Source organism: Collinsella sp. LCP19S3_A7 (assembly GCF_052121995.1).
Lineage (GTDB): Bacteria > Actinomycetota > Coriobacteriia > Coriobacteriales > Coriobacteriaceae > Collinsella.
The window spans coordinates 20208-40816 of the sequence record NZ_JBQKDE010000003.1 but is presented as its reverse complement, the minus strand read 5'-3'; the positions used below and the strand labels follow the sequence as shown (position 1 = coordinate 40816).

Annotated in this window: 17 protein-coding genes; all 17 read left to right on the top strand. The window is 61.1% G+C overall.

Going from position 1 to position 20609, the window contains the following annotated elements:
- Window position 1: 1 nt before the first annotated feature.
- The 17 genes from hemW (at window position 2) to pgsA (ending at window position 20586) form a co-directional block, all read left to right on the top strand.
- A complete protein-coding gene (hemW, locus tag ACTQV3_RS02340; protein ID WP_441067744.1) occupies window positions 2-1234 on the top strand; it encodes a radical SAM family heme chaperone HemW in 1233 nt (410 codons plus the stop codon).
- Window positions 1235-1292: 58 nt separating this feature from the next.
- Entirely contained in the window at window positions 1293-2396 is a 1104-nt protein-coding gene (locus tag ACTQV3_RS02335; RefSeq protein WP_427717509.1) for a DnaJ domain-containing protein, read from the top strand.
- Between the two features lie 81 nt (window positions 2397-2477).
- The gene (dnaJ, locus tag ACTQV3_RS02330; protein WP_441535792.1) at window positions 2478-3626 is read left to right on the top strand and encodes a molecular chaperone DnaJ; all 1149 of its coding nucleotides are present in this window, start codon (window positions 2478-2480) and stop codon (window positions 3624-3626) included.
- A 9-nt stretch (window positions 3627-3635) separates the two neighbouring features.
- Entirely contained in the window at window positions 3636-4928 is a 1293-nt protein-coding gene (locus ACTQV3_RS02325) for a MiaB/RimO family radical SAM methylthiotransferase (RefSeq protein WP_441535793.1), read from the top strand.
- Window positions 4909-5895, top strand: coding sequence for a PhoH family protein (locus ACTQV3_RS02320; RefSeq protein WP_441015490.1), 987 nt, complete (start codon window positions 4909-4911; stop codon window positions 5893-5895). The genes ACTQV3_RS02325 and ACTQV3_RS02320 overlap by 20 nt, the downstream gene beginning before the upstream one ends.
- A complete protein-coding gene (gene ybeY, locus ACTQV3_RS02315; RefSeq protein ID WP_441535795.1) occupies window positions 5892-6401 on the top strand; it encodes an rRNA maturation RNase YbeY in 510 nt (169 codons plus the stop codon). Before ACTQV3_RS02320 ends, ybeY begins: the two co-directional genes overlap by 4 nt.
- Before the next feature lie 9 nt (window positions 6402-6410).
- A complete protein-coding gene (locus tag ACTQV3_RS02310; protein ID WP_099431794.1) occupies window positions 6411-6788 on the top strand; it encodes a diacylglycerol kinase family protein in 378 nt (125 codons plus the stop codon).
- Window positions 6789-6800: 12 nt separating this feature from the next.
- The gene (era, locus tag ACTQV3_RS02305; RefSeq protein WP_441535796.1) at window positions 6801-7874 is read left to right on the top strand and encodes a GTPase Era; all 1074 of its coding nucleotides are present in this window, start codon (window positions 6801-6803) and stop codon (window positions 7872-7874) included.
- A 15-nt stretch (window positions 7875-7889) separates the two neighbouring features.
- On the top strand, window positions 7890-8639 hold the full coding sequence (gene recO / locus ACTQV3_RS02300) for a DNA repair protein RecO (protein ID WP_154516310.1): 750 nt from the start codon (window positions 7890-7892) through the stop codon (window positions 8637-8639).
- A 138-nt stretch (window positions 8640-8777) separates the two neighbouring features.
- The gene (gene rpsO / locus ACTQV3_RS02295; protein WP_154516313.1) at window positions 8778-9056 is read left to right on the top strand and encodes a 30S ribosomal protein S15; all 279 of its coding nucleotides are present in this window, start codon (window positions 8778-8780) and stop codon (window positions 9054-9056) included.
- A 150-nt stretch (window positions 9057-9206) separates the two neighbouring features.
- A complete protein-coding gene (locus ACTQV3_RS02290; RefSeq protein WP_154516316.1) occupies window positions 9207-11453 on the top strand; it encodes a polyribonucleotide nucleotidyltransferase in 2247 nt (748 codons plus the stop codon).
- A 642-nt stretch (window positions 11454-12095) separates the two neighbouring features.
- Entirely contained in the window at window positions 12096-13766 is a 1671-nt protein-coding gene (locus ACTQV3_RS02285) for a ribonuclease J (RefSeq protein WP_441535797.1), read from the top strand.
- A 1-nt stretch (window position 13767) separates the two neighbouring features.
- Complete coding sequence (locus ACTQV3_RS02280) at window positions 13768-16548, top strand: DNA translocase FtsK 4TM domain-containing protein (RefSeq protein WP_441535798.1); 2781 nt, start codon at window positions 13768-13770, stop codon at window positions 16546-16548.
- The gene (locus ACTQV3_RS02275) at window positions 16548-18038 is read left to right on the top strand and encodes a RodZ domain-containing protein (protein ID WP_441535799.1); all 1491 of its coding nucleotides are present in this window, start codon (window positions 16548-16550) and stop codon (window positions 18036-18038) included. The genes ACTQV3_RS02280 and ACTQV3_RS02275 overlap by 1 nt, the downstream gene beginning before the upstream one ends.
- 26 nt (window positions 18039-18064) lie before the next feature.
- On the top strand, window positions 18065-18562 hold the full coding sequence (locus ACTQV3_RS02270; RefSeq protein ID WP_427794768.1) for a YajQ family cyclic di-GMP-binding protein: 498 nt from the start codon (window positions 18065-18067) through the stop codon (window positions 18560-18562).
- A 26-nt stretch (window positions 18563-18588) separates the two neighbouring features.
- Window positions 18589-19938 (top strand): 30S ribosomal protein S12 methylthiotransferase RimO, encoded by a 1350-nt coding sequence (rimO, locus tag ACTQV3_RS02265; protein ID WP_441535800.1) that lies wholly within the window; start codon window positions 18589-18591, stop codon window positions 19936-19938.
- Between the two features lie 99 nt (window positions 19939-20037).
- Window positions 20038-20586: a CDP-diacylglycerol--glycerol-3-phosphate 3-phosphatidyltransferase gene (gene pgsA / locus ACTQV3_RS02260; protein ID WP_229770672.1), complete on the top strand. Its 549-nt coding sequence runs from the start codon at window positions 20038-20040 to the stop codon at window positions 20584-20586.
- Window positions 20587-20609 lie beyond the last annotated feature (23 nt).

Genomic DNA, 20609 nt, shown 5'->3' with positions numbered 1-20609 from the left:
GGTGGCCGTTACCGCGCTGTACGTGCATGTGCCGTTTTGCGCTCAAAAGTGTCGGTACTGCGACTTTGACTCACGCAGTTTTGCTCCGTGCGACCTGAGCGCTGCGCTCGATGCCTATTTTGAGCAGCTGTATACGCGCCTTGATGCCTTTGGAGACACCGGGGCGCTTGCGCAAGTCCGCACCGTCTATGTTGGCGGCGGCACACCGTCGCTGGCGGGAGAGCGTCTGGTGGAGCTTGCCCGGCGTATTTGCATGTGGTGCAAGCCCGTTGAGTTTACCTGCGAGGCTAATCCTGAGTCGCTGACCGCCGAGCTTGCCGCTGCGCTTGCCAAGGTTGGTGTCACACGTGTCTCTGTGGGTGTGCAAACGCTCGATAACACCGAACTCACTGCCATCGGCCGCATTCACGATGCCGATCGGGCGCTCGCTGCCATCACGACGGTTAAGGACGCTGGGCTCGATGTGTCGTGCGACCTTATGTGCGGCCTTCCCGGGCAGACCGCAGCGAGTTGGAAGCGCACGCTCGATGGCGTGTTGGCAGCGGCGCCGCAACATGTGTCGGTGTACCCGCTCACGCTCGAGGAAGGCACGCCGCTCTACCGCATGGCGTGTTACGACGAGTCGCTCGAGCCCGACGAGGATTTTCAGGCTGCGTGCATGGAAGCGGCGCGCGAGCGTCTGGGCGCGGCCGGCTATCACCCGTATGAGGTGGCAAGCTATGCACTCGACGGACATGAGTGCGCCCACAACATTGCCTACTGGACCGGACGGGGCTATCTGGGCCTGGGTCGCTCTGCCGCGGGCATGCTCGACGCCGATGATTTCGATCGCTTGGCCGGGCTTTATCCCGACGTGCCCGCTCGCGGCGATGCGTATCGCGTGCGTCTGGTGCAACGCGACGATGCCGCGACGACGTTTGATGCCGAGTATCTGTCGCAGCGCGAGGCGGCGGCGGAGGATTTGATGCTCGCCTGTCGCATGACGCGTGGCATTGGGCCCGACCTGTTGGTTCGCTCGGCAAGCGTGATTCCTGCAGACGAGCTGGCGGCGTCCTGCGACCGTGCGCTCGAGTTGGGCCTTGCCACCTGGGTGCCCGATGATGTCGAGGGGCATGCGGGACGCATCACCTCAAAAGATGTTGTAGCAGGTCGCGCCCGCGCCCGTTTAGCGCCCACCCACTTGGGCTGGCTCGATGGAAATATGCTGTTCGAGCTGTTTTGGGGTCTAGCTTAGGCCGCTCGGGTAGAATTACCGCAATATATACGCTGCTGTGAGCAGGAGGTTGCCGCGCATGGCGACGATGAACGAAAAAGATTACTACGAGATCTTGGGTGTCTCCAAGGACGCCACCTCGCGTGATATACAGAAGGCCTTTCAGCAAAAGGCCCGCAAGCTCCATCCGGACGTCAACAAAGAGCCGGATGCCGAGGAAAAGTTTAAAGAGGTTTCCGAGGCCTATGCCGTGCTTTCGGACGAGCAGAAGCGTGCGCGCTATGATGCCATGCGCTCGGGCAATCCCTTCGCCGGCGCTCCTTCTGCTTCGCCCTATGGCGGCGGCTACGCCGGCAGCGCAGGCTATGGCAATCCCTTTGAGGGCGGCTTTCCCTTTGGTGGCGCCTGGGGCCAGCAGCGTCGCAGCCAGGCTGCCTATAATCCCGAGAACGGCGCCAACGTGGTCGTCGATATTAAGCTCGACGCCAAGGAGGCCAAGGGCGGTGCCCGCAAGACCGTCCGCTATACGCGCTTCGATACCTGTGGTCATTGCGGAGGCTCGGGCTCTGTCTCGTCCGAGCATGCACATACCTGTCCGAGCTGCGGCGGTCGCGGCCACATCGACGTCGACCTGTCCTTCCTGTTTGGTGCCGGCACGTTCCAGTCGGTCTGCCCCGAGTGCGGCGGTTCCGGTAAGGTCGTCGCCGACCCCTGCCCCGATTGCGGTGGCAGCGGGCGGACCCGTGTGACCTCCGAGCAGACGATTGAGTTTCCCGCCGGCACGCATGATGGCGACGAGGTCCATATTGACGGCATGGGTCACGCCGGCACTAACGGTGCCTCGGGCGGCGATTTGGTCGGGCGCGCCCATGTCGAGGCCGAACGCCTGGAGGGCAAGGCTCGTACCGGTTTTTACCTGATGGGCATCGTGGCGCCTTTTTTGGTGCTGTCGGCCATCTCGGGCGTGTTCTCGGCCTTTGCCATGATGTGCTTTGTTCCGTTTGCCATGGGCTTGTTCATGGTGCTCTCGGACGGCGTGCTTCACCGCAGTCTGCTGTGGTGGAAGCGCGGCGCGATGCAGTTTGCCAACGGTTTTGCCAACGGATTTATGTTTGCTCTCGTGTCGGTTTGGTTTGCGAGCTGCTCGCAACGTGCCATGCTTTCGCCCTACGCAATGCAATAACATCAAACCCTTTGTTTGCGGTCGGCCCAGCTTGGGTATAGGACGCACTGTGACAATAATGAAAGTCGGAAGGATTCGGTCGTGTCGGAAAATAGGGATTACTACGAGGTACTTGGCGTCGACAAGGATGCCGACGCGCGGACGATTAAGCGCGCGTTTCTAAAGAAGGCCCGTATCGTACACCCGGACGTTTCGGACGACCCCGATGCCGAGGCCAAGTTCAAAGAGCTCAACGAGGCATATTCCGTTCTTTCCGACGAGCAGAAGCGTGCAAACTACGATCGCTACGGTTCGCCCGACGGCCCCGGTGGCTCCGGCTATGTCGACATTAACGATATCTTTGGCGGCATGGGCATGGACGACCTCTTTTCGTCGTTCTTTGGCGGCGGTGCCGGCGGTGGCGCCCGAAATCGCCGCGAGCGTCGTCGCGGCCGCGATATGGCCATCTCCCTTTCGGTGACCCTTGAGGAGGCGGCGCTCGGTTGCAAAAAGACGATCAGCTATGACCGCCTTGCCCCCTGTGATGATTGCAATGGCACCGGTAGGGCCGAGGGTGCGGCCGAAAAGCAGTGCAGCCGTTGCCACGGCACGGGCTATGTCACGACGGTCCAGCGCTCGTTCCTGGGTCAGGTTCAGTCCTCTTCGCCCTGCCCCGACTGCCATGGCGAAGGCACGGTCATCGACCATCCCTGCGAGACCTGCGACGGTCAGGGCCGCACGCCTTCGCATGAAAAGATCGACATCGATATCCCTGCCGGCGTCTCGACCGGTCGCCAGCTGCGCGTGAGCGGCTTTGGCGAGGCAGGCCTTCGTGGTGAGCCCTCGGGCGACCTGATCGTCAACGTGCGCGTCGCCGATCACGAGCGTTTTAAACGCAACGGCGACGACCTGTACCTCGTGAGCGATATCTCGATTGCGCAGGCTGCGCTCGGCTGCGAGATTAAGGTTGAGGGCATTTTGCCCGACGAGGTCGTCAAGGTGCGCGTCCCCGCCGGTACGCAGTACGGCGACACCGTGAGTGTCAACAACTACGGTATGCCCCGTATCGGCGGTGGCGGCTCGCGTGGACGCTTGATCGTTCAGCTGCGCGTGCTCGTCCCCACGAACCTTTCCGCCAAGCAGCGCGAGCTGCTCGAGGCTTTCGCCGCCGAGTCGGGCGACGATGTCGCTTCCGGCAAAAAATCGGTGACCGATCGCATTAAGAGCGCTCTCGACGACATCCTCGATTAAGGAGCCCGCGTGCTCGCACCTCATATCTCTGTTGTCAACCTCGGCTGCCGTGTCAACCGGGTTGAGTCCGACCGTATCACTGCCGATCTTATGCGCCTGGGTTTTGCAATGGTGGATCCTCAGGATGCGGAGCTGATCGTCATTAACACCTGTGCCGTTACGGGCGAGGCCGAGGCCAAGACCCGTAAGGCCGTCCGCCATGCGCTGGCTCATCCAAAAGAGCCCTATGTGGTCGTGACCGGGTGCGTTGTCAATTTGCACCCCGAGGAGCTTCTGGAGCTTTCGGACCGCGTGATCGCGGAGCCGTCTAAGATCGATGTCGCCGAACGCGTCTGCGAGGTGCTGGGCGTTGAGTCCGATAGCGTGGCCGCCTGTAGCGACGGCGATGTGGTCGACGCGCTCGGTCGCTCGCGTCTGGGTGTGAAGATCCAGGACGGCTGCAACCATCGTTGCACCTATTGCATTGTGTGGAAGGCCCGCGGCCCCGAGCGCTCCGTGCCGGTCGAGTCTGTGCTCGAACAAGTTCGTGAGGCTCAGGAGGCCGGCGTGCCCGAGGTGGTGCTGACGGGCGTGAACCTGGGCGCCTACGATGGCAAGAGTGCGACCGACGAACACGTCGAGATCGATGAGCTGCTCGAGGCAATCATGGAGCGTACGTCTATTCCGCATGTGCGCATTTCCTCGGTCGAGCCCATGGATATCTCCGAGCCCCTGCTTAAGGTCATGGCGCGCTATCCGCAGCGCATCGCCCCGTTTTTGCACCTGCCCGTGCAGTCTGGCTGCACGGCGACCCTGCATCGCATGGGCCGTCCCTATAGCGCCGAGGCATTTGAGGAGACGGTGCGTATGATCCGCGCCAACTTGCCTCAGGCGTCCCTTTCGTGCGACGTCATCGTCGGTTTTCCCGGCGAGACGGACGAGGAATTTGAGGAGTCGCTGGCGTTGTGCCGTCGCGTGGGCTTTTCGCGCATGCATGTCTTTCGCTATAGCAAGCGTCCCGGTACCCTTGCTGCCGACATGCCCGACCAGGTGCCGCCCGAGATTATGGCTGAGCGCAGCCGTCGTATGCGAGCCGCGGCGCAGGAACTCGCCATTGCCGACGCCCGCCGTCGCGTGGGCACCGTCGAGCGTGCCGTGCTCGAGTATGGCGACAGCCTGACGCTCGGTTCGTTCCATCATGCCCGTCTTGACGATACCTGCGGACTCACAGCCCCGTGCCTGCTCGATGTTGCTATCATCGGAGTCGATGATTCCGGCTTGGTCCATGCACGCAGGGAGGTTCATGGAAGCCTCGAAGATTAGACTTACCGTTCCCGATGGAATTGATCCCTCGCGCGTTTTGGGTGCCGGCGACGGCGTCCTTCGTGCGCTCGAGAGCTTGGTTCGCGCCCACGTGGTCGCCCGTGGCGACCGTATCGCCGTGTGCGGTGACCCGGACGAGGTCGAGCTCGTGGCGCGCTTTTTCGAGCATGCTTTTCGCGAGGCTGCCGCCGGACGGACGCTGTCTGTCGACGATGTCTCTCGCTGCCTGGCCGTCTTGCGCGACGGTGAGTACGGGGCTACGTCGCTTCGCGATGATGTGCTGCTTTCGTATCGCGGTCGTGCCATTCGCCCCAAGACGCTCGGTCAAAAGCGCTATGTGGATGCCATCCGCTCGCATACCATCACGTTTGGCTTGGGTCCTGCCGGTACCGGTAAGACCTATCTGGCCATGGCACTTGCCGTTGCCGCGCTCAAGCGTCACGAGGTGGGCCGTCTGATCTTGACGCGTCCGGTTGTCGAGGCGGGGGAGAACTTGGGCTTTTTGCCCGGTACCCTCGAGGAAAAGATCGATCCCTACATGCGTCCGCTCTACGACGCCCTTTTTGACATGATGGATCGCGAGCGCACCGATGAGCTTATGGAGCGTGGCGTGATCGAGATCGCCCCGCTTGCCTACATGCGCGGTCGTACGCTGAGCGATGCCTTCGTGGTGCTCGACGAGGCTCAAAATACCACGCCCGAGCAGATGAAGATGTTCCTGACGCGCTTGGGCTTTAACTCCAAGTTTGTGATTACCGGTGACCTGAGCCAGCGTGACTTGGTAGGTCGTCGCGGCGGTCTTGCCGACGTTGAGCAGATTTTGGGTCGTGTCGACGATGTCGCGTTTTCGCACCTCGAGCGTGCCGACGTGGTGCGTCACGCCTTGGTGGGGCGAATCGTCGAGGCATATGATGCTTATGATGACGTGCGCGAGAAACGCGTGCGCGACCGAAAGGAGTCCCGTTGAGTGTATTGATCAGCAACGATGCCGAGCTCGATACGCTGCTTGACGCGCAGGAGGTAGAGCACGTCTGCGAGGTCGTGCTTGCTGCCGAGGGCGTTGAGCGAAAAGTCGAGATTTCCCTTTCGTATGTCGATGAGGATGAGATGCGCGAGCTCAACCACGAGTGGCGCGGTATCGACCGTACCACCGATGTCCTCTCGTTCGAATGCGACTCAGCCTTTGACGAGGATATCCCAGCCGACGAGACGCTCGAGCTCGGCGATATCATCTTGGCCCCGCAGGTCATTGCCCGTCAGGCCCCCGGCTTTGGCAATAGCCCTGCCGATGAGTGCCGCCTGATGCTCGTGCATGGCATGTTGCATTTACTGGGCTACGATCATATCGTGGACGACGAGGCCGAGGTCATGGAGGCCCGCGAGGACGCCATCCTGCGCGATTTGGCGCTCGAGCGCGGCGAGGACCCCAAGCTGGTTCACGTCGGCCCCATCACCAACCATGACCACGACTAGGAGCCGTCTATGATTCCCGGATCGAACAAGGACCATCCGTCCTTTTTAAAGTCGTTCTCCTACGCCATGGAGGGCTTCGTTACCGCCGTCAAGACCGAGCGCAACATTAAGGTCATGCTCGTGGCGGGTGTGTGCACTGTCATTGCCGGCTGCATCGTGGGGCTCGACATTGCCGAGTGGGCTACGATTATCATTTGCTGCGGCCTGGTGATTCACGGCGAGCTGTGCAACACCGCCATGGAGGCGATTGTCGATTTGGCGACCCAGGAGCTCCATCCGCTGGCAAAGCGTGCAAAGGATATCGCCGCCGCCTCCGTATACGTTCTTTCCATCACCGCCGCGATTGTGGGCTTGTTGGTATTTGCCCACGCGCTCGGCTTTATTTAGAAAGGGATCTTCATGTCCGACAATATGCAGCCTATCGATGAAACGCTGGACGACGAGTCCCTGGATGCTGTGGATGCCGAAGCGACTGAGGCTTGCGAGGTCGAGGGGTTCGACCCGTTTGAGGGCATGAGTGACGAAGAGCTCGACGCCCTGTGCGACGAGGACGACAGCCTCGCTGGCTTTGGCGACGTTGAGCCCGGTTTCCGCAGCGGCTTCGTGGCCCTGGTCGGTCGCCCCAACGCCGGTAAGTCCACGCTGCTCAACGCCTGCTATGGCAAAAAGGTCGCCATCACCTCGCCGGTGGCCCAGACGACCCGCCGTCGCATGCGCGCCGTCGTCAATCGCCCCGGTTACCAGCTGGTTTTTGTCGATACCCCGGGTATCCACAAGCCCAAGGACGGTCTGGGGTCCGAGCTCAACAAGAGCGCGCTGTTCGAGCTAAACGATGTCGATGTCGTCGCGTTTTTAATTGATGCCACCAAACCGATCGGCAGGGGAGACGCCTGGGTTGCCGAGCGCGTCAGATGCGCCCGTTCCAAGAAGGTCCTGGTGCTCACCAAGGCCGATGAAGCCGATCCCGCACAGGTCATGGAGCAGCTTAAGGCCGCCCACGAGCTTATGGAATATGACGATGAGATCGTGACGTCGTCGGTCAAGAACTTTAACGTCGATGCCTTCATCGAGACCGTTGCGCACTTTTTGCCCGAGGGCCCGCGTTGGTTCCCCGAGGACATGGGTACCGACGCTTCCGACGAGACGCTCGTTGCCGAGTTTGTGCGCGAGAAGGTCTTGCGCCGCACCCGTGATGAGATTCCGCACTCCGTTGGCGTAATCTGCGATGCGCTTGAACAGACCAAGAAGGTGCTGCGCGTGCATGCCACCATTTACGTTGAGCGCGAGGGCCAAAAGGGCATCATCATCGGTAAGGGCGGCGAGATGATCAAGCATATCGGCATCGACGCCCGTCGCGATCTTGAACGCATCTTTGGCACGCAGGTCTTTTTGGAGCTGGACGTGAAGGTAAAGGCCGGCTGGCGTGACGACGAGGCCCAGATTCGCCGTTTTGGCTACAACGCCGAGGACTAAGGGCGCGCGGCGCTCATGGCAGGCTCACGGACATATCGCACAAAGGTACTCGTCCTCGATAAGACCAAGCTCAAGGAGACCGATCTGATCTTGACGATGCTTGATGAGCGGGGTCGGCAGGTCCGTGCCGTGGCAAAGGGCGCGCGCAAACCCGGCGGGCGCCTGGCGGCGCGCTGCGAGCTGTTCTGTACCGTCGATATGCTGCTCGCGCACGGACGGTCGCTCGACGTGGTTTCCCAGGCCGAGCTTATGGAGGCGCCGCTCGGCGCCGCGCCCGATTACGAGACGACCTGCGCCGCAAGCGCGATCGCCGAGGTCGCGCGCGTGTGCTCGTTCGAGGACGCTGAGGACCCGTTTACCTTTGCCATTACGCAGCGAGCACTTGCCCTGGTGGGCAGCAGGCTCGATACGGCACATATGGATCTGCTTGTGGCGGCATATGTCTTTAAGCTGCTGTCGCACGTTGGCTATCGACCCGATTTTTCGGCCTGCGTACTGTGCGGAGACCCCATGCTGTCGTATTTTTCGCCCCAGGCGGGCGGGCTCATGTGCGGGTCGTGCGCGTCGAGCGTTCCGGGTGCCGAGCTGGTGTCGACCGGCGAGGTCGCATGGCTGCGCGCCCTCATGTCCATGACCTTCGATGCGCTCATGGCCGAGAGGGTCGATCCCCATACTGCCGCCTTTTTGCTGGGGCTTTCGCATGTTTGGGCTGCGACGCACACCGATCAGCGTCTTCGCGCGATGGAATTCATGTTGGGTCGGTGATGATGGGCATACGCGGTCCGCTTGTGGTAACATACCGACCTGTTGGTACCTCGACCTTGGATGCTCGCTCCACCGGCGGCTTCCCAGTCCGAGGCGAATAGAGTCGCCCGCGGGCGACGCGAAACGAAAGGTGAAACAATGACTGTTTCCAAAGAGCGCAAGGCGGAGCTGACTGCCCAGTTCGGTAACACCCCGGTCGACACCGGCAACCCCAAGGTTCAGGTCGCCATCCTGACCGAGCGCATCAAGGAGCTGACCGAGCACATGAAGTCCCACCAGAAGGACTTCCACACCCGTCGTGGTCTGCTCATGCTCGTCGGTCGCCGTCGTCGTCTTCTCTCCTACATCAAGAAGAACGACGTCGTCGAGTATCGTGAGCTCATCAAGGCTCTGGGCATCCGCGACAATATCCAGTAAGGATTTGTACATGCTAAGAGCGTCCTGCGCAGCGGGGCGCTCTTTTTGTGTAAGGGCGTGAACAATCACGCTCTGAAGCGTGGCGGGGGCAGGGGGCCCGCGTCACATGAGAAGCCCGCAGGCAAGGGGCCTGCGGGGTAAAGGAGAACAATGACACTCGTATCCAAGACCTTTGAGCTGTACGGCAAGACCTACACCTTTGAGTCGGGCGAACTTGCCAAGCAGGCCACCGGCGCCTGTCTGGTCAAGCAGGGCGACACCACGATGCTCGACACCGTGGTCGTCTCCAAGGAGCGCAAGAACTACGACTTCTTTCCGCTGACCGTCGACTTCAACGAGAAGATGTACGCTGCCGGCCGTATTCCGGGTGGCTACCTCAAGCGCGAGGGCCGTCCCAGCGAGAAGGCCACGCTCACGGCCCGCATGATCGACCGTCCTATTCGCCCGAGCTTCCCGGACGGCTTCCGCAACGAGGTGCACATCGTCGCCACCTCGCTCGTCGCCGACCAGGTCAACCCCTTCGACGTCATCAACGTCATGGGTGCCTCCCTGGCCATGACGCTCGGCGGCGTGCCCTTCGAGGGCCCGCTTGCGTGCGTGCGCATCGGCCGCAACGTGGAGACCGGCGAGTTTATCGTCAACCCCACCTATGAGGAGCGCGAGAACTCCGATCTGGACCTGGAGCTGGGCGGCTCTGCCGACTTCATCTCGATGGTCGAGGCCGGCGCCGATGAGATCTCCGAGGACGATATGCTCGCCGCCATGAAGTTTGGCCAGGAGGCCCTCGCTGCCTTCTGCCGGGCTCAGGACGAGTTCGTTGCCGAGTGGGAGCAGGTCAACGGCGCTATCGTCAAGAAGGAGTACCCGCTCGACCAGCCCGTCGAGGAGGTCCAGGAGCGCATCTTCGCCCACTACGACGAGATGGCAGCCGCCCTTCGCGACGCCGACAAGCTCTCCCGTATCGGCAAGGTCGAGGCTCTGAAGGAGTCCATCCGTGCCGAGTTCACCGAGGAGGAGCAGGCCGCTTGGGAGCGCGAGATCCCCGTGGCACTCAAGAAGCTCGAGAAGAAGGCCATGCGCACCATGGTCGTCGAAACCGGTGAGCGCGTCGACGGCCGTGCCGCCGATGAGATTCGCCCCATTATGGTGAAGGACAACTACCTGCCGCTCGTTCATGGCTCCGGCCTGTTCCAGCGCGGCCAGACCCAGGTGCTCTCCGTCCTGTCGCTCGGCATGCTCAACGAGGGCCAGCGTCTGGATACCATCGAGCCCACCGAGGGCAAGCGCTACATGCACCACTACAACTTCCCGCCGTTCTGCACCGGCGAGACCGGCCGCATGGGTAGCCCCAAGCGCCGCGAGATCGGCCACGGCAACCTGGCCGAGCGCGCCCTGCTTCCGGTGCTCCCCGACGAGAACGAGTTCCCCTACGCCATCCGCGTGGTCTCCGAGGTCATGGAGTCCAACGGCTCCTCTTCGATGGCTTCGACCTGCGGCTCCACGCTCGCCCTCATGGACGGTGGCGTTCCCATTAAGCGCCCGGTCTCCGGTATCGCCATGGGTCTGATCCAGGAGGAGGGCAAGACCGTGGTCCTGTCCGACATCCAGGGTCTCGAGGACTTCCTGGGCGATATGGACTTTAAGGTCACCGGCACCACCGAGGGCATTACCGCTCTGCAGATGGACAACAAGGCCACCGGCCTTACCTTCGACATCCTGGCCCGCGCCCTGCAGCAGGCCAAGGAGGGTCGCGCCTTCATTCTGCAGAAGATGCTCGATGTGATCCCCGAGCCGCGCCACACCACGCGCAGCACCGCTCCGCGCATCGTCTCCATCCAGGTTCCGACCGACAAGATCCGCGACGTCATCGGTTCCGGCGGCAAGGTCATCCGCGGCATCCAAGACGAGACCGGTGCTTTGGTCGACATCCAGGAGGACGGCACTGTCTTTGTCGGCGGCACCGGCGAGTCCGTCGACCAGGCTGTCGAGCGCATCAAGCTCATCATCAAGGTTCCCGAGCCGGGCGAGGAGTACACCGGTCGCGTGGTCTCCATCCAGCCCTTTGGCGCCTTTGTCAACCTGCTGCCCGGTAAGGACGGCCTGCTGCACATTTCCCGCGTCGCCAAGGGTCGCGTGGAGAAGGTCGAGGACGTCCTCAACGTGGGCGACGAGGTTAAGGTCGTCGTTATCGAGGTCGACGATCGCGGCAAGATCTCGCTCGATCGTCTGGATAAGCCCGAGGCCCCGGCTCGTGCCGAGGGTGCCCCCGAGGGCGATGGCGAGCACTTCCAGCGCCGTGAGCGTCCGCGTCGCGAGCGCTCCGAGCGCAGCGACCGTCCGCGCCGTCCCGGCGACAACGGAGGCCGCAAGCCCCGCCGTCACCACGACGCCGAGTAACAGCTACACATAAGCAGCTCAACAAGGGCGACCCCTGTCCGGAGTCGCCCTTTTGCTATTCCCGGCGGGGCCCGCGGGTAAAGTTTCCTGCTCTACAGTCCTGCTCGCACGGAGAGCACATTAAGTGCTCTCCGGCTCGTGCGGAACTCGCGATAAACTTTACCCGCGGCCCCCGCCGGGAATAGCAAAAGGGCTGGTGGGTGCGGGTTTCGATTTTGTCAGATAGTCTATTCAGTTATCTGAATTCAGATCTTTAGATAATCGCATGCGCGGCATTACCCCAGATAAAACCTACCAAAATAAACCTGTCCCTTATTGGCAGGTTTCCCGTGGGGCGGGCACTGATGAAGTTTATCGCGAGTTCCGCACGAACAGGAGGCCACTTAATGTGGCCTCCGTCGTGAGCAGGACTGTAGAGCAGGAAACTTCATCAGTGCCCGCCCCACGGGAAACCGGCGGGATAGACCAGTTCAGATGGGGCTTTGATGCATGGGTGGTCTGTTGGTGGGCAAATGGGTATCATAATGCGGTTACTGCATCGACTCCGTGATGCATGTTTGTACGTTCCCGGCGGTCGGTTTGCCAGAAGCGCCCCGTCGGTTGTTCCAGACCCGTTTCGAAGAAAGGAAACCGCACGAACCTATGGCAGCTAAAAAATCATCTCCCTTGAAGATCATTCCGCTCGGAGGCCTTGACGGCATCGGCAAGAATATGACGGTCTTCGAGTGCGGCGACGACATGGTGCTCGTCGACGCCGGCCTTATGTTCCCCGACGATTCCCAGCCCGGTATTGACCTGGTGCTTCCCGACTACACCTATGTTCTGGAGAACGAGGAGAAGCTCCGCGGCATCATCGTCACCCACGGCCACGAGGACCATACCGGTTCGCTTCCGTACCTGCTGCAGGACCTCAACAACAAGGTGCCCATCTTCTCGAGCAAGCTGACGCTTGGTTTCATCGAGGGCAAGCTTTCCGAGTTCCGCATCCGCGCGCCCAAGTTCCGCGAGGTCAAGGGCGGTAGCCATGTCAATCTTGGTGGCATTTCGCTCGACTTCTTCTCTATGACGCACTCGATTCCGGGCGCTTTGGGCGTATTCATTCGCACCAACCAGGGCACCGTTATGCACACGGGCGACTTTAAGCTCGACCAGACGCCCATCGATGGCGTCACGCCCGATTATGCCGCCATCAGTCGCTTTGCCAAGCAGGGCATCGACCTGTTGCTTTCCGACTCCACCAACGCCACGGTTCCGGGCTTTACCAAGTCCGAGGCCGAGGTCGGTCCCAACTTGCTGCACGCCATCAAGAATGCCCCGGGCCGCGTGTTCGTCGCGTCGTTCTCGAGCCATATCCATCGCCTGCAGCAGATCTGCGACGCCGCCCGCAAGTGCGGCCGCAAGGTCGTCGTGACCGGACGTTCCATGCTCACCAACACCCGCGTGGCGCGCGAGCTGGGCTACCTCAACATCGACGATGCCGATATCATCGATGCCTTCGATATCGATAACCTGCCTGACGACAAGATTGTCGTCATGTGCACCGGCTCTCAGGGCGAGCCGCTGTCGGCGCTGTCCCGCATGGCCAACGGCGAGCACAAGACGCTCTCCATCCACGAGGGCGATACCGTCATCCTCTCGGCGACCCCTGTTCCCGGCAACGAGAAGGCCGTCCAGCAGGTCGTCAACAGCCTGGCCAAGCTTGGCTGCGACGTGTGGGACAAGAACCGTGCCCTCGTCCATGTCTCGGGTCACGGCAGCCAGGAGGAGCTCAAGCTTCTGATGGCCATGGCCAAGCCCACCTATTTTATGCCGGTTCACGGCGAGGCCGTGCACCTGCGTGCCCATGCCCAGCTTGCCCGTAAGATGGGTATTAAGGATGATCACATCTTTATCCTCGATAACGGTGACACGCTCGAGATGCGTGGTGGTATTGTCAAGCGCGGAACGCCCGTCGAATCCGGCGTCGTCTACGTCGACGGCCTGCGCATCGGCGATACCGACCCCATCGTCCTGCGCGATCGTCAGAAGCTTGCCAATGACGGTATGGTCACAGCCGTCGCTATCGTTTCGCTCAAGCACAAGAAGATCGAGGCTATTGAGTTCTCGGGCCGTGGCGTTTCATTTGCTATCGACGATCGGTTCTCCGAGGATGCCTCCGCATCCATCATGAAGACAATCGAGAAGGGCAAGTTTAGCTTTACGAGCAGCGGCTCCGATGCCATTCGCAAGGCCGTGCGCGATTCGCTCTCCAACTTCATTTGGAGCCGTACGCGCACCCGTCCGATGATCATCCCGGTCGTCATGGAGGTTTAGTTTGGCGCGCGGATCTGCACAAAACGCCAAAGGCAATAAAGCCAACAACCAACCGGCATCTGCTAAGGGTGCCGGTTCCCATCTTCGTGCCAATAAGGGCCACGAGGCCGAGTTCGACGATGTTGAGCCCCTGGTCGAGCCTTCGGCCAACCGCGATATCGCCGGCGTGGTCATTGCCGTTTTGGCGATTGCGTCTTTCATTGCCGTGATTTCTCCGGCAACGGCACCCGTGACGGCAGTGGTTGCCGGTTTCTACCATCTTGGCTTTGGCCTGGGTGCCTACGTGCTGCCGATCGTCATTTTGCTGTTTGCCGCCACGCTCTTTTTGGGTGAGGACTCGCCGCTCAACATTCGCTCGGTCGCGGGTGGCGCCGTTGTCTTTATCGCCGTCGTCTCCATTCTTTCGTTGATGGTGCCGGGCACGAGCGATTCGTGCGACCTCATGTTTGTGCCGCAAAACCTGTCCGCTTCGGGCGGCTACATCGGTGCGTTTATTGCGAGTGCGCTGCAGAATGCCCTGGGTAAACCTATCGCGATGGTGTTCCTGTTGGGTTTGGCCGTCGTTGGCTTTGTCATCATCGGCTTTTCGGTGGGTGGCGTTTTGCGCTCTGCGCGCGATCGCGCTGCCGATTTTGCCGAGCGCCGTCGTGCCGATGTCAATGCGAGCCCGTGGGGCGACGAAGAGGCCCTGTCGGTTCCTGGCATCGCCCGTCCGCACCTGAGCATTCTTCGTCAGAAGGGCTCCGATATGGCCGTGACCACGGTCATGGGCAATGACGCGGACCCTGTTCTGGACGATGACGACGAGGACGATGATCCGTTTGTCGACGTGTCCGAGGCCGTGGAGGCCGAGCGCGCCAAGACCACGCTGCTGCCGCGTCGCCATGCCAAGCATGGCAAGTCCGCGCCTAAGCTCAACACGAGTGAGCCCGACCCGTCTTGGTCCGATAGCGAAATCGAACTCACCGAGGGCGATGACGAGGATGACGAGTGTCCGCTCGAGACCGCCAAGACAACTTTGCTGCCGCGTCGCCAAGACAGGCGAGGACAGGTCACCGGACAGCTTTCGATGGAAGACGACCCGGACAAGGTCGACGAGTCCGAGCCGCCGTTTGCCGTGAACCCCGTGTCTGCTGCCCCGCAGATCCCCGATTTCCTGAAGCACCCCAAGGTTGCCGACGCCTCCACCCCAACGGCTTCCGCTGCTCCTGTTGCAGCCGGCGATGGGGGAGCTGACGGCACTGCTGCCGATGTCGAGGGCGAGCAAGAGGATGGCCTCAAACTCCCGCCGCTCGAAATCCTGCACGCCAACCCGCAGTCGGCGTCCGCCGCGTCTTCTGACAAGGAGTTGGAGCAGACTGCCGAGTCGCTGCAGTCCACGTTGCTGGAGTTTGGCCGTAGCGCTCGCGTCGTCGGCTGGATTGCCGGTCCCACGGTGACGACCTTTAAGCTGCAGCCCGGCGAGGGCGAGCGCGTGAGCAAGATTTCGAGCCTCGAGGACGATATCGCGCTTTCGCTTGCCGCCCAGTCGGTGCGTATCTTTGCGCCGATTCCCGGCACCTCGCTTGTGGGTATCGAGATTCCCAATCGCAAGCGCCAGAACGTTAACCTGGGCGACGTGCTTCCCTATGTGAAGGGCGGTCCGCTCGAGCTGGCTATCGGCCGCGATGCCGAGGGTACGCCCGTCGTCGCCGACCTCGCCAAGATGCCCCACCTGCTTATTGCCGGTACCACCGGCTCCGGTAAGTCGGTCATGATCAACTCCATCATCACGACCCTGCTCATGCGCGCGCTTCCCGAGGACGTTCGCTTGATCATGGTCGACCCCAAGCGCGTTGAGCTTGCCGGCTATAACGGCCTGCCCCATCTCTATGTGCCCGTGGTGACCGAACCCAAGCAGGCTGCGAGTGCCTTGCAATGGGCTGTTTCCGAGATGGAGCGTCGCCTGAAGGTCTTCGAGCGCCTCAACGTTCGCAAGATCTCGACGTATAACGAAAAGCAGGCCGCCGGCGAGTTCGAACACTACGATAACCCGCCGCAAAAGATGCCCTATCTGGTCATTATCATCGACGAGCTATCGGACCTGATGATGGTTGCCGGCAAGGATGTCGAGGCCTCGATCGTTCGTATCGCCCAGCTGGGCCGTGCCGCCGGTATTCACCTTATCGTGGCTACGCAGCGCCCCAGCTCCAACGTGGTGACGGGCCTCATTAAGGCCAACATCACCAATCGTATCGCCTTTAACGTGGCCACGGGCATCGATTCCCGCGTCATTATCGACCAGATGGGCGCCGAAAAGCTCACCGGTTTGGGCGACATGCTGTTCTCCAAGGTCGACTGGGGCAAGCCCCGCCGTATCCAGGGCTGTTTTGTCTCGGATGACGAGATCAACGAGATCGTCGAGTTCGTTAAGTCGCAAAGCGAGCCCGACTACCACGAGGAGATTCTGTCTGCCGTGGCGCCTGCTTCCATGTCCATGGCTGGTGGCGGCATTGTTCGCACGGGCGTTGCCGAACCGCAGGATGACGACCCGCTTATCTGGGAGGCCGCCCATATTGTGGTGGAATCGCAGCTGGGCTCCACATCTGGCCTGCAACGCCGCCTCAAGGTTGGCTATGCGCGCGCCGGGCGTATTATGGACATGCTGGAAGAAAAGGGCGTCGTCGGCCCGCCCGACGGTTCCAAGCCGCGCGAGGTCCTGCTGGATGACGAAGGGCTTGCCGCGCTGGAGTCTGTCGACGCCGAGATGGTACGTGAAGATCGTGAGTTTGGAGGATTCTGATGGCTGCACGCTTTGGTGACATGCTGCTCGAGCAGCGTCGCCGGATGGGCCTTTCCATCCAGCAGGTCGCCAACACCATCAAAATCAGGCCGCAGATCATCGAGTTTTTCGAGACTGGTAACTTTGCATCGATGCCCCCGCGTGGCTATGCGCAGGGCATGATTTCGAGCTACGCTCGCTTTTTGGGGCTTAACCCGCGCGAGGTCGTCAACGCTTATTTTGACGACCTCATGGCATATGAACGCGATACCTCGCAGCAGGGCGGTCGTTTTCAGGATGCTGCCGGCTACGTTAACTCGCGTTCTTCGGTCGATAACGGTCGTTTTTTGATGGTTCAGGGTGGTCGTACGACACGGTACGGCCAGCGCCCTCCGCAAGCGGGCTATATCACAGAGACGGGCTCCAGCGAGGAAATTCGTTCTCAGCGAGATCGTTTTCGCAGTACGCCCCTGCCAGATGACCGTGCGCTTCCCGCCGCTCGCGGGTTGAGTCGCGATCCTCGCGCCGGTTACGGCGACGGTGGATACTCCGGTCGTAGCTATCGCGGAGTACCCGCCGGGCGTTCCCGCGATGGCTATTCCGACGCCGATACCACGCAGGTGACGCCGCGCCTCCGTTCGCAATCCCAGCCCTATGGGCAGCGCTCTTCGGTGCCTCGCTCTGGCCAGCGCGGCTATCAGGGCCGTGGCGAGCTTGCGCCGCGTCCGGGCCGGCGGGGTTCGCAGCGCCAGAGTAGCTATCGTGGTCGTCCCGATAGCGGTCGCGGCCGCATACCGCAGGGTAATGGTCGTGGTAGCTCCAATCGCGGACGCGGCGTTGGGCGCGCCTCTCAATACAACACGATCGATCCGCGCATTATTTACGTCGGCATCGGTGCCGTGGTGCTACTGTTGATTTTGCTCATCGTGGTACTCCTGCGTGGTTGTGGCTCTGCTGCACCCGAGTCGACGTCCGAGACACCCGTGGCTACCAAGACGACGACTAAGAAATCTTCCAAGAAGACCGAATCCACTGACGAGGACGAAGACGCCGACGAGGCGACGGATGCGGCCAGTTCCGATGCCGCCAAGGCGACGGTCAAAACGGAAGAGGACGAGGTCACCAAGGTCAAGGTCTCTGTTGCCAAGGGCAAGACCGCCTGGATCGAGGTCAAGGTCGACGGTAAATCGGTCTATGGCGCTCAAGCGACCGGTCCTTTTGAGCAGGAGTACACGCCCGAGTCCTCGATTGAGATCACCACGTCCAAGCCCTCCGATGTCACGGTCACCAAGAATGGTGAAAAGGTTCGCTATGACACCAAGACATCGGGTGTGGCGCGCGTGACCATTACCGTTCCTAAGAAGGAGACCGCTGACTCCGCGAACGGCGATAATGCCGGCGGTGCCGATAATGCCGACGGCACCGATGCCCAGTCTACCGTCGGCACCGACACGGCATCCGACGACCAGACAGTGAACGATACAGATGACTATTCGTACGACAGCTACTAAGGCTCCCCGTACCGAAAGGAAGAACCATGGCTAAAGATTCCAGCTTTGACGTTGTGTCCGAGGTTAACATGCAGGAGGTCGATAACGCCTTCCAGCAGACCGCCCGCGAGATTTCCCAGCGCTATGACCTTAAAGACTCCGGCGCCACCATCGAGCTTTCGAAGGGCGACAAGCTCTTTACGATTAACGCTCCGGCCGATTTTGTCTCCAAGCAGATCATCGATGTTTTGAGCTCCAAGCTCATCAAGCGCGGTATCGACCTCAAGGCTGTCTCTTGGGACGCCCCGCAGGCGGCTTCGGGCGGTACCGTGCGCGTGCTCGGTCATATCGTCGAGGGCATCGACCAGACGACCGCAAAGAAGATCAATAAAGACATCAAGGATCAAAAGCTTAAGGTCAAGGTGACCATCGAGGCCGATAAGCTGCGCGTTTCCTCGGCTTCTAAGGACGCTTTACAGACGGTGATTCAGTTCCTGCGCGACCAGGACTACGGCCAGCCGCTGCAGTTTACCAACTACCGCTAATTTACTCGAAAGGACCGCTCTCCAACATGGATACTCCGTTGGGTTCCGTACTCTATATCACGCTTGGCTGCGCCAAGAACGAGGTCGATACCGACCGCATGCGTTCGCTGCTGACCGCTGCGGGCTACGAGGAGGCATTCGATCCTCAGGATGCCGATATCGCCATTGTCAATACGTGCTCGTTTCTTACCTCGGCGACGTCTGAGAGCATCGAGACCACGCTCGAGCTCGCTAACGAGGTGCAGGACGGCGTTCGCTCCTGCCCCATTGTCATGTGCGGTTGCGTGCCGTCTCGTTACGGCGACGACCTGCCCGACGAGCTGCCCGAGGTCGCGGCATTTGTGAAGGCCGATGAGGAAGACGGTATCGTCTCTGTCATCGATGGCGTTCTTGGTGTGGAGCGTGAAATGGCTGCCTATATCCCGCAGGTCAAGCGTACCGTCGAGGGCGCTGTCGCCTACGTCAAGATCTCCGATGGCTGTAATCGTTTTTGCAGCTTCTGCATGATTCCCTACATTCGCGGTCGCTATCATTCGCGCAATGCCGAAAGCATTATCTCCGAGGTGCGCGACCTGGTTGCCGGCGGTGTGCGCGAGATCGTGCTGATCGGCCAGGACACGGGCATTTGGGGCACCGACTTTGCCGATGAGGACACCGCTGAGGCCTCACCGCGCAATCTGGCGCAGCTGCTGCGCGCCGTCGCCGAGGCTGTGCGCCCGCACAACGTCTGGGTTCGTGTGCTCTATCTGCAGCCCGAGGGCATGACCGACGAGCTTATCGAGACGATTCGCGATACGCCCGAGGTGTTGCCCTATATCGATATCCCCGTGCAGCACTGCGACGCGCGCATCCTCAAGGCCATGCGTCGCTCCGGTTCGCGTCAGGAGCTCGAGGAACTGTTCCGCGATCTTCGTGATCGTATCCCCGGCATCGTGATTCGCTCCACGGCCATGGTCGGCTTTCCGACCGAGACCGACGACGAGTTCCGTGATCTTATCGACTTTATGGACACCGTCGGCTTTGACTATACGAGCGTCTTTGCCTACTCGCGGGAGGAGGGCAGCCTGGCCGCCAATATGGAGGGCCAGGTCGATGAGGAGGTCAAGCTCGAGCGCGCCCAGGAGGCCATGGATCTGGCCGAGTCGCTGGGTTTTGCCGCCACGGCAGCCCATGTGGGCGAGCGCGCCCAGGTAATCGTCGACGGTATCGAGGAGATCGAGGACGGCGCCGAGCTGATCGGTCATGCCTGGTTCCAGGCGCCCGATTCCGATGGCGCGGTGCATCTGGACGCCAGCGAGGCGTCCGTGGGCGATATTTTGACCGTCGAGTTTACCGATAGCTTCTGCTATGAGCTTATCGGCCATGTTGTGGAGTAGGAGAGCGTCGTGGCAAACGAGAGCAATAAGGAACTGACGAGCGTTTGGACGCCCGCCAACATCGTGACGTGCGTTCGCATCGTCTTTATTCCGGTGTTCATGATCGTCTCGGCCCTGTCTCACGCGAGCGTTGCCGGTACGGACTGGAGCACCTTCGACGGCCCGCTCGCCGCCGCTGCCTTCATTCTGTATGTGATCCTGTCGTGCACCGATAAGGTCGACGGCTATCTGGCGCGCTCACGCAACGAGATCACCGATTTCGGCAAGTTCTTGGACCCCATCGCCGACAAGTTGCTGGTGTTCTCGGCCTTGCTGCTGTTCTTGGATTTTGGCGCGGTGACCGTGTGGTCCGTGTTCATTATCCTGTTCCGCGAGCTGTTGGTGAGCGCACTTCGCATGGTCGCGAGTGCTGCCGGTGTGGTCGTTGCCGCCGATAAGCTCGGCAAGTACAAGACGGCGACCACGATGGTCTCCATCTGTGGCTATCTGTGCGTCTTTGCGATGGCCGGTCTTCAGCTGGGGCCGGCGTCGCTGCTGCTCGGTGTCTATTCGGTGTCGCGCTTCCTGTACGTCATCGCTGTCATTTTGACCATTATCTCGGGTGCCCAGTACTTCTGGAACTGCCGTAAGATCGTCTTTTCGGTCTAGGCTCTGGTGGGTATGAGGGAGTC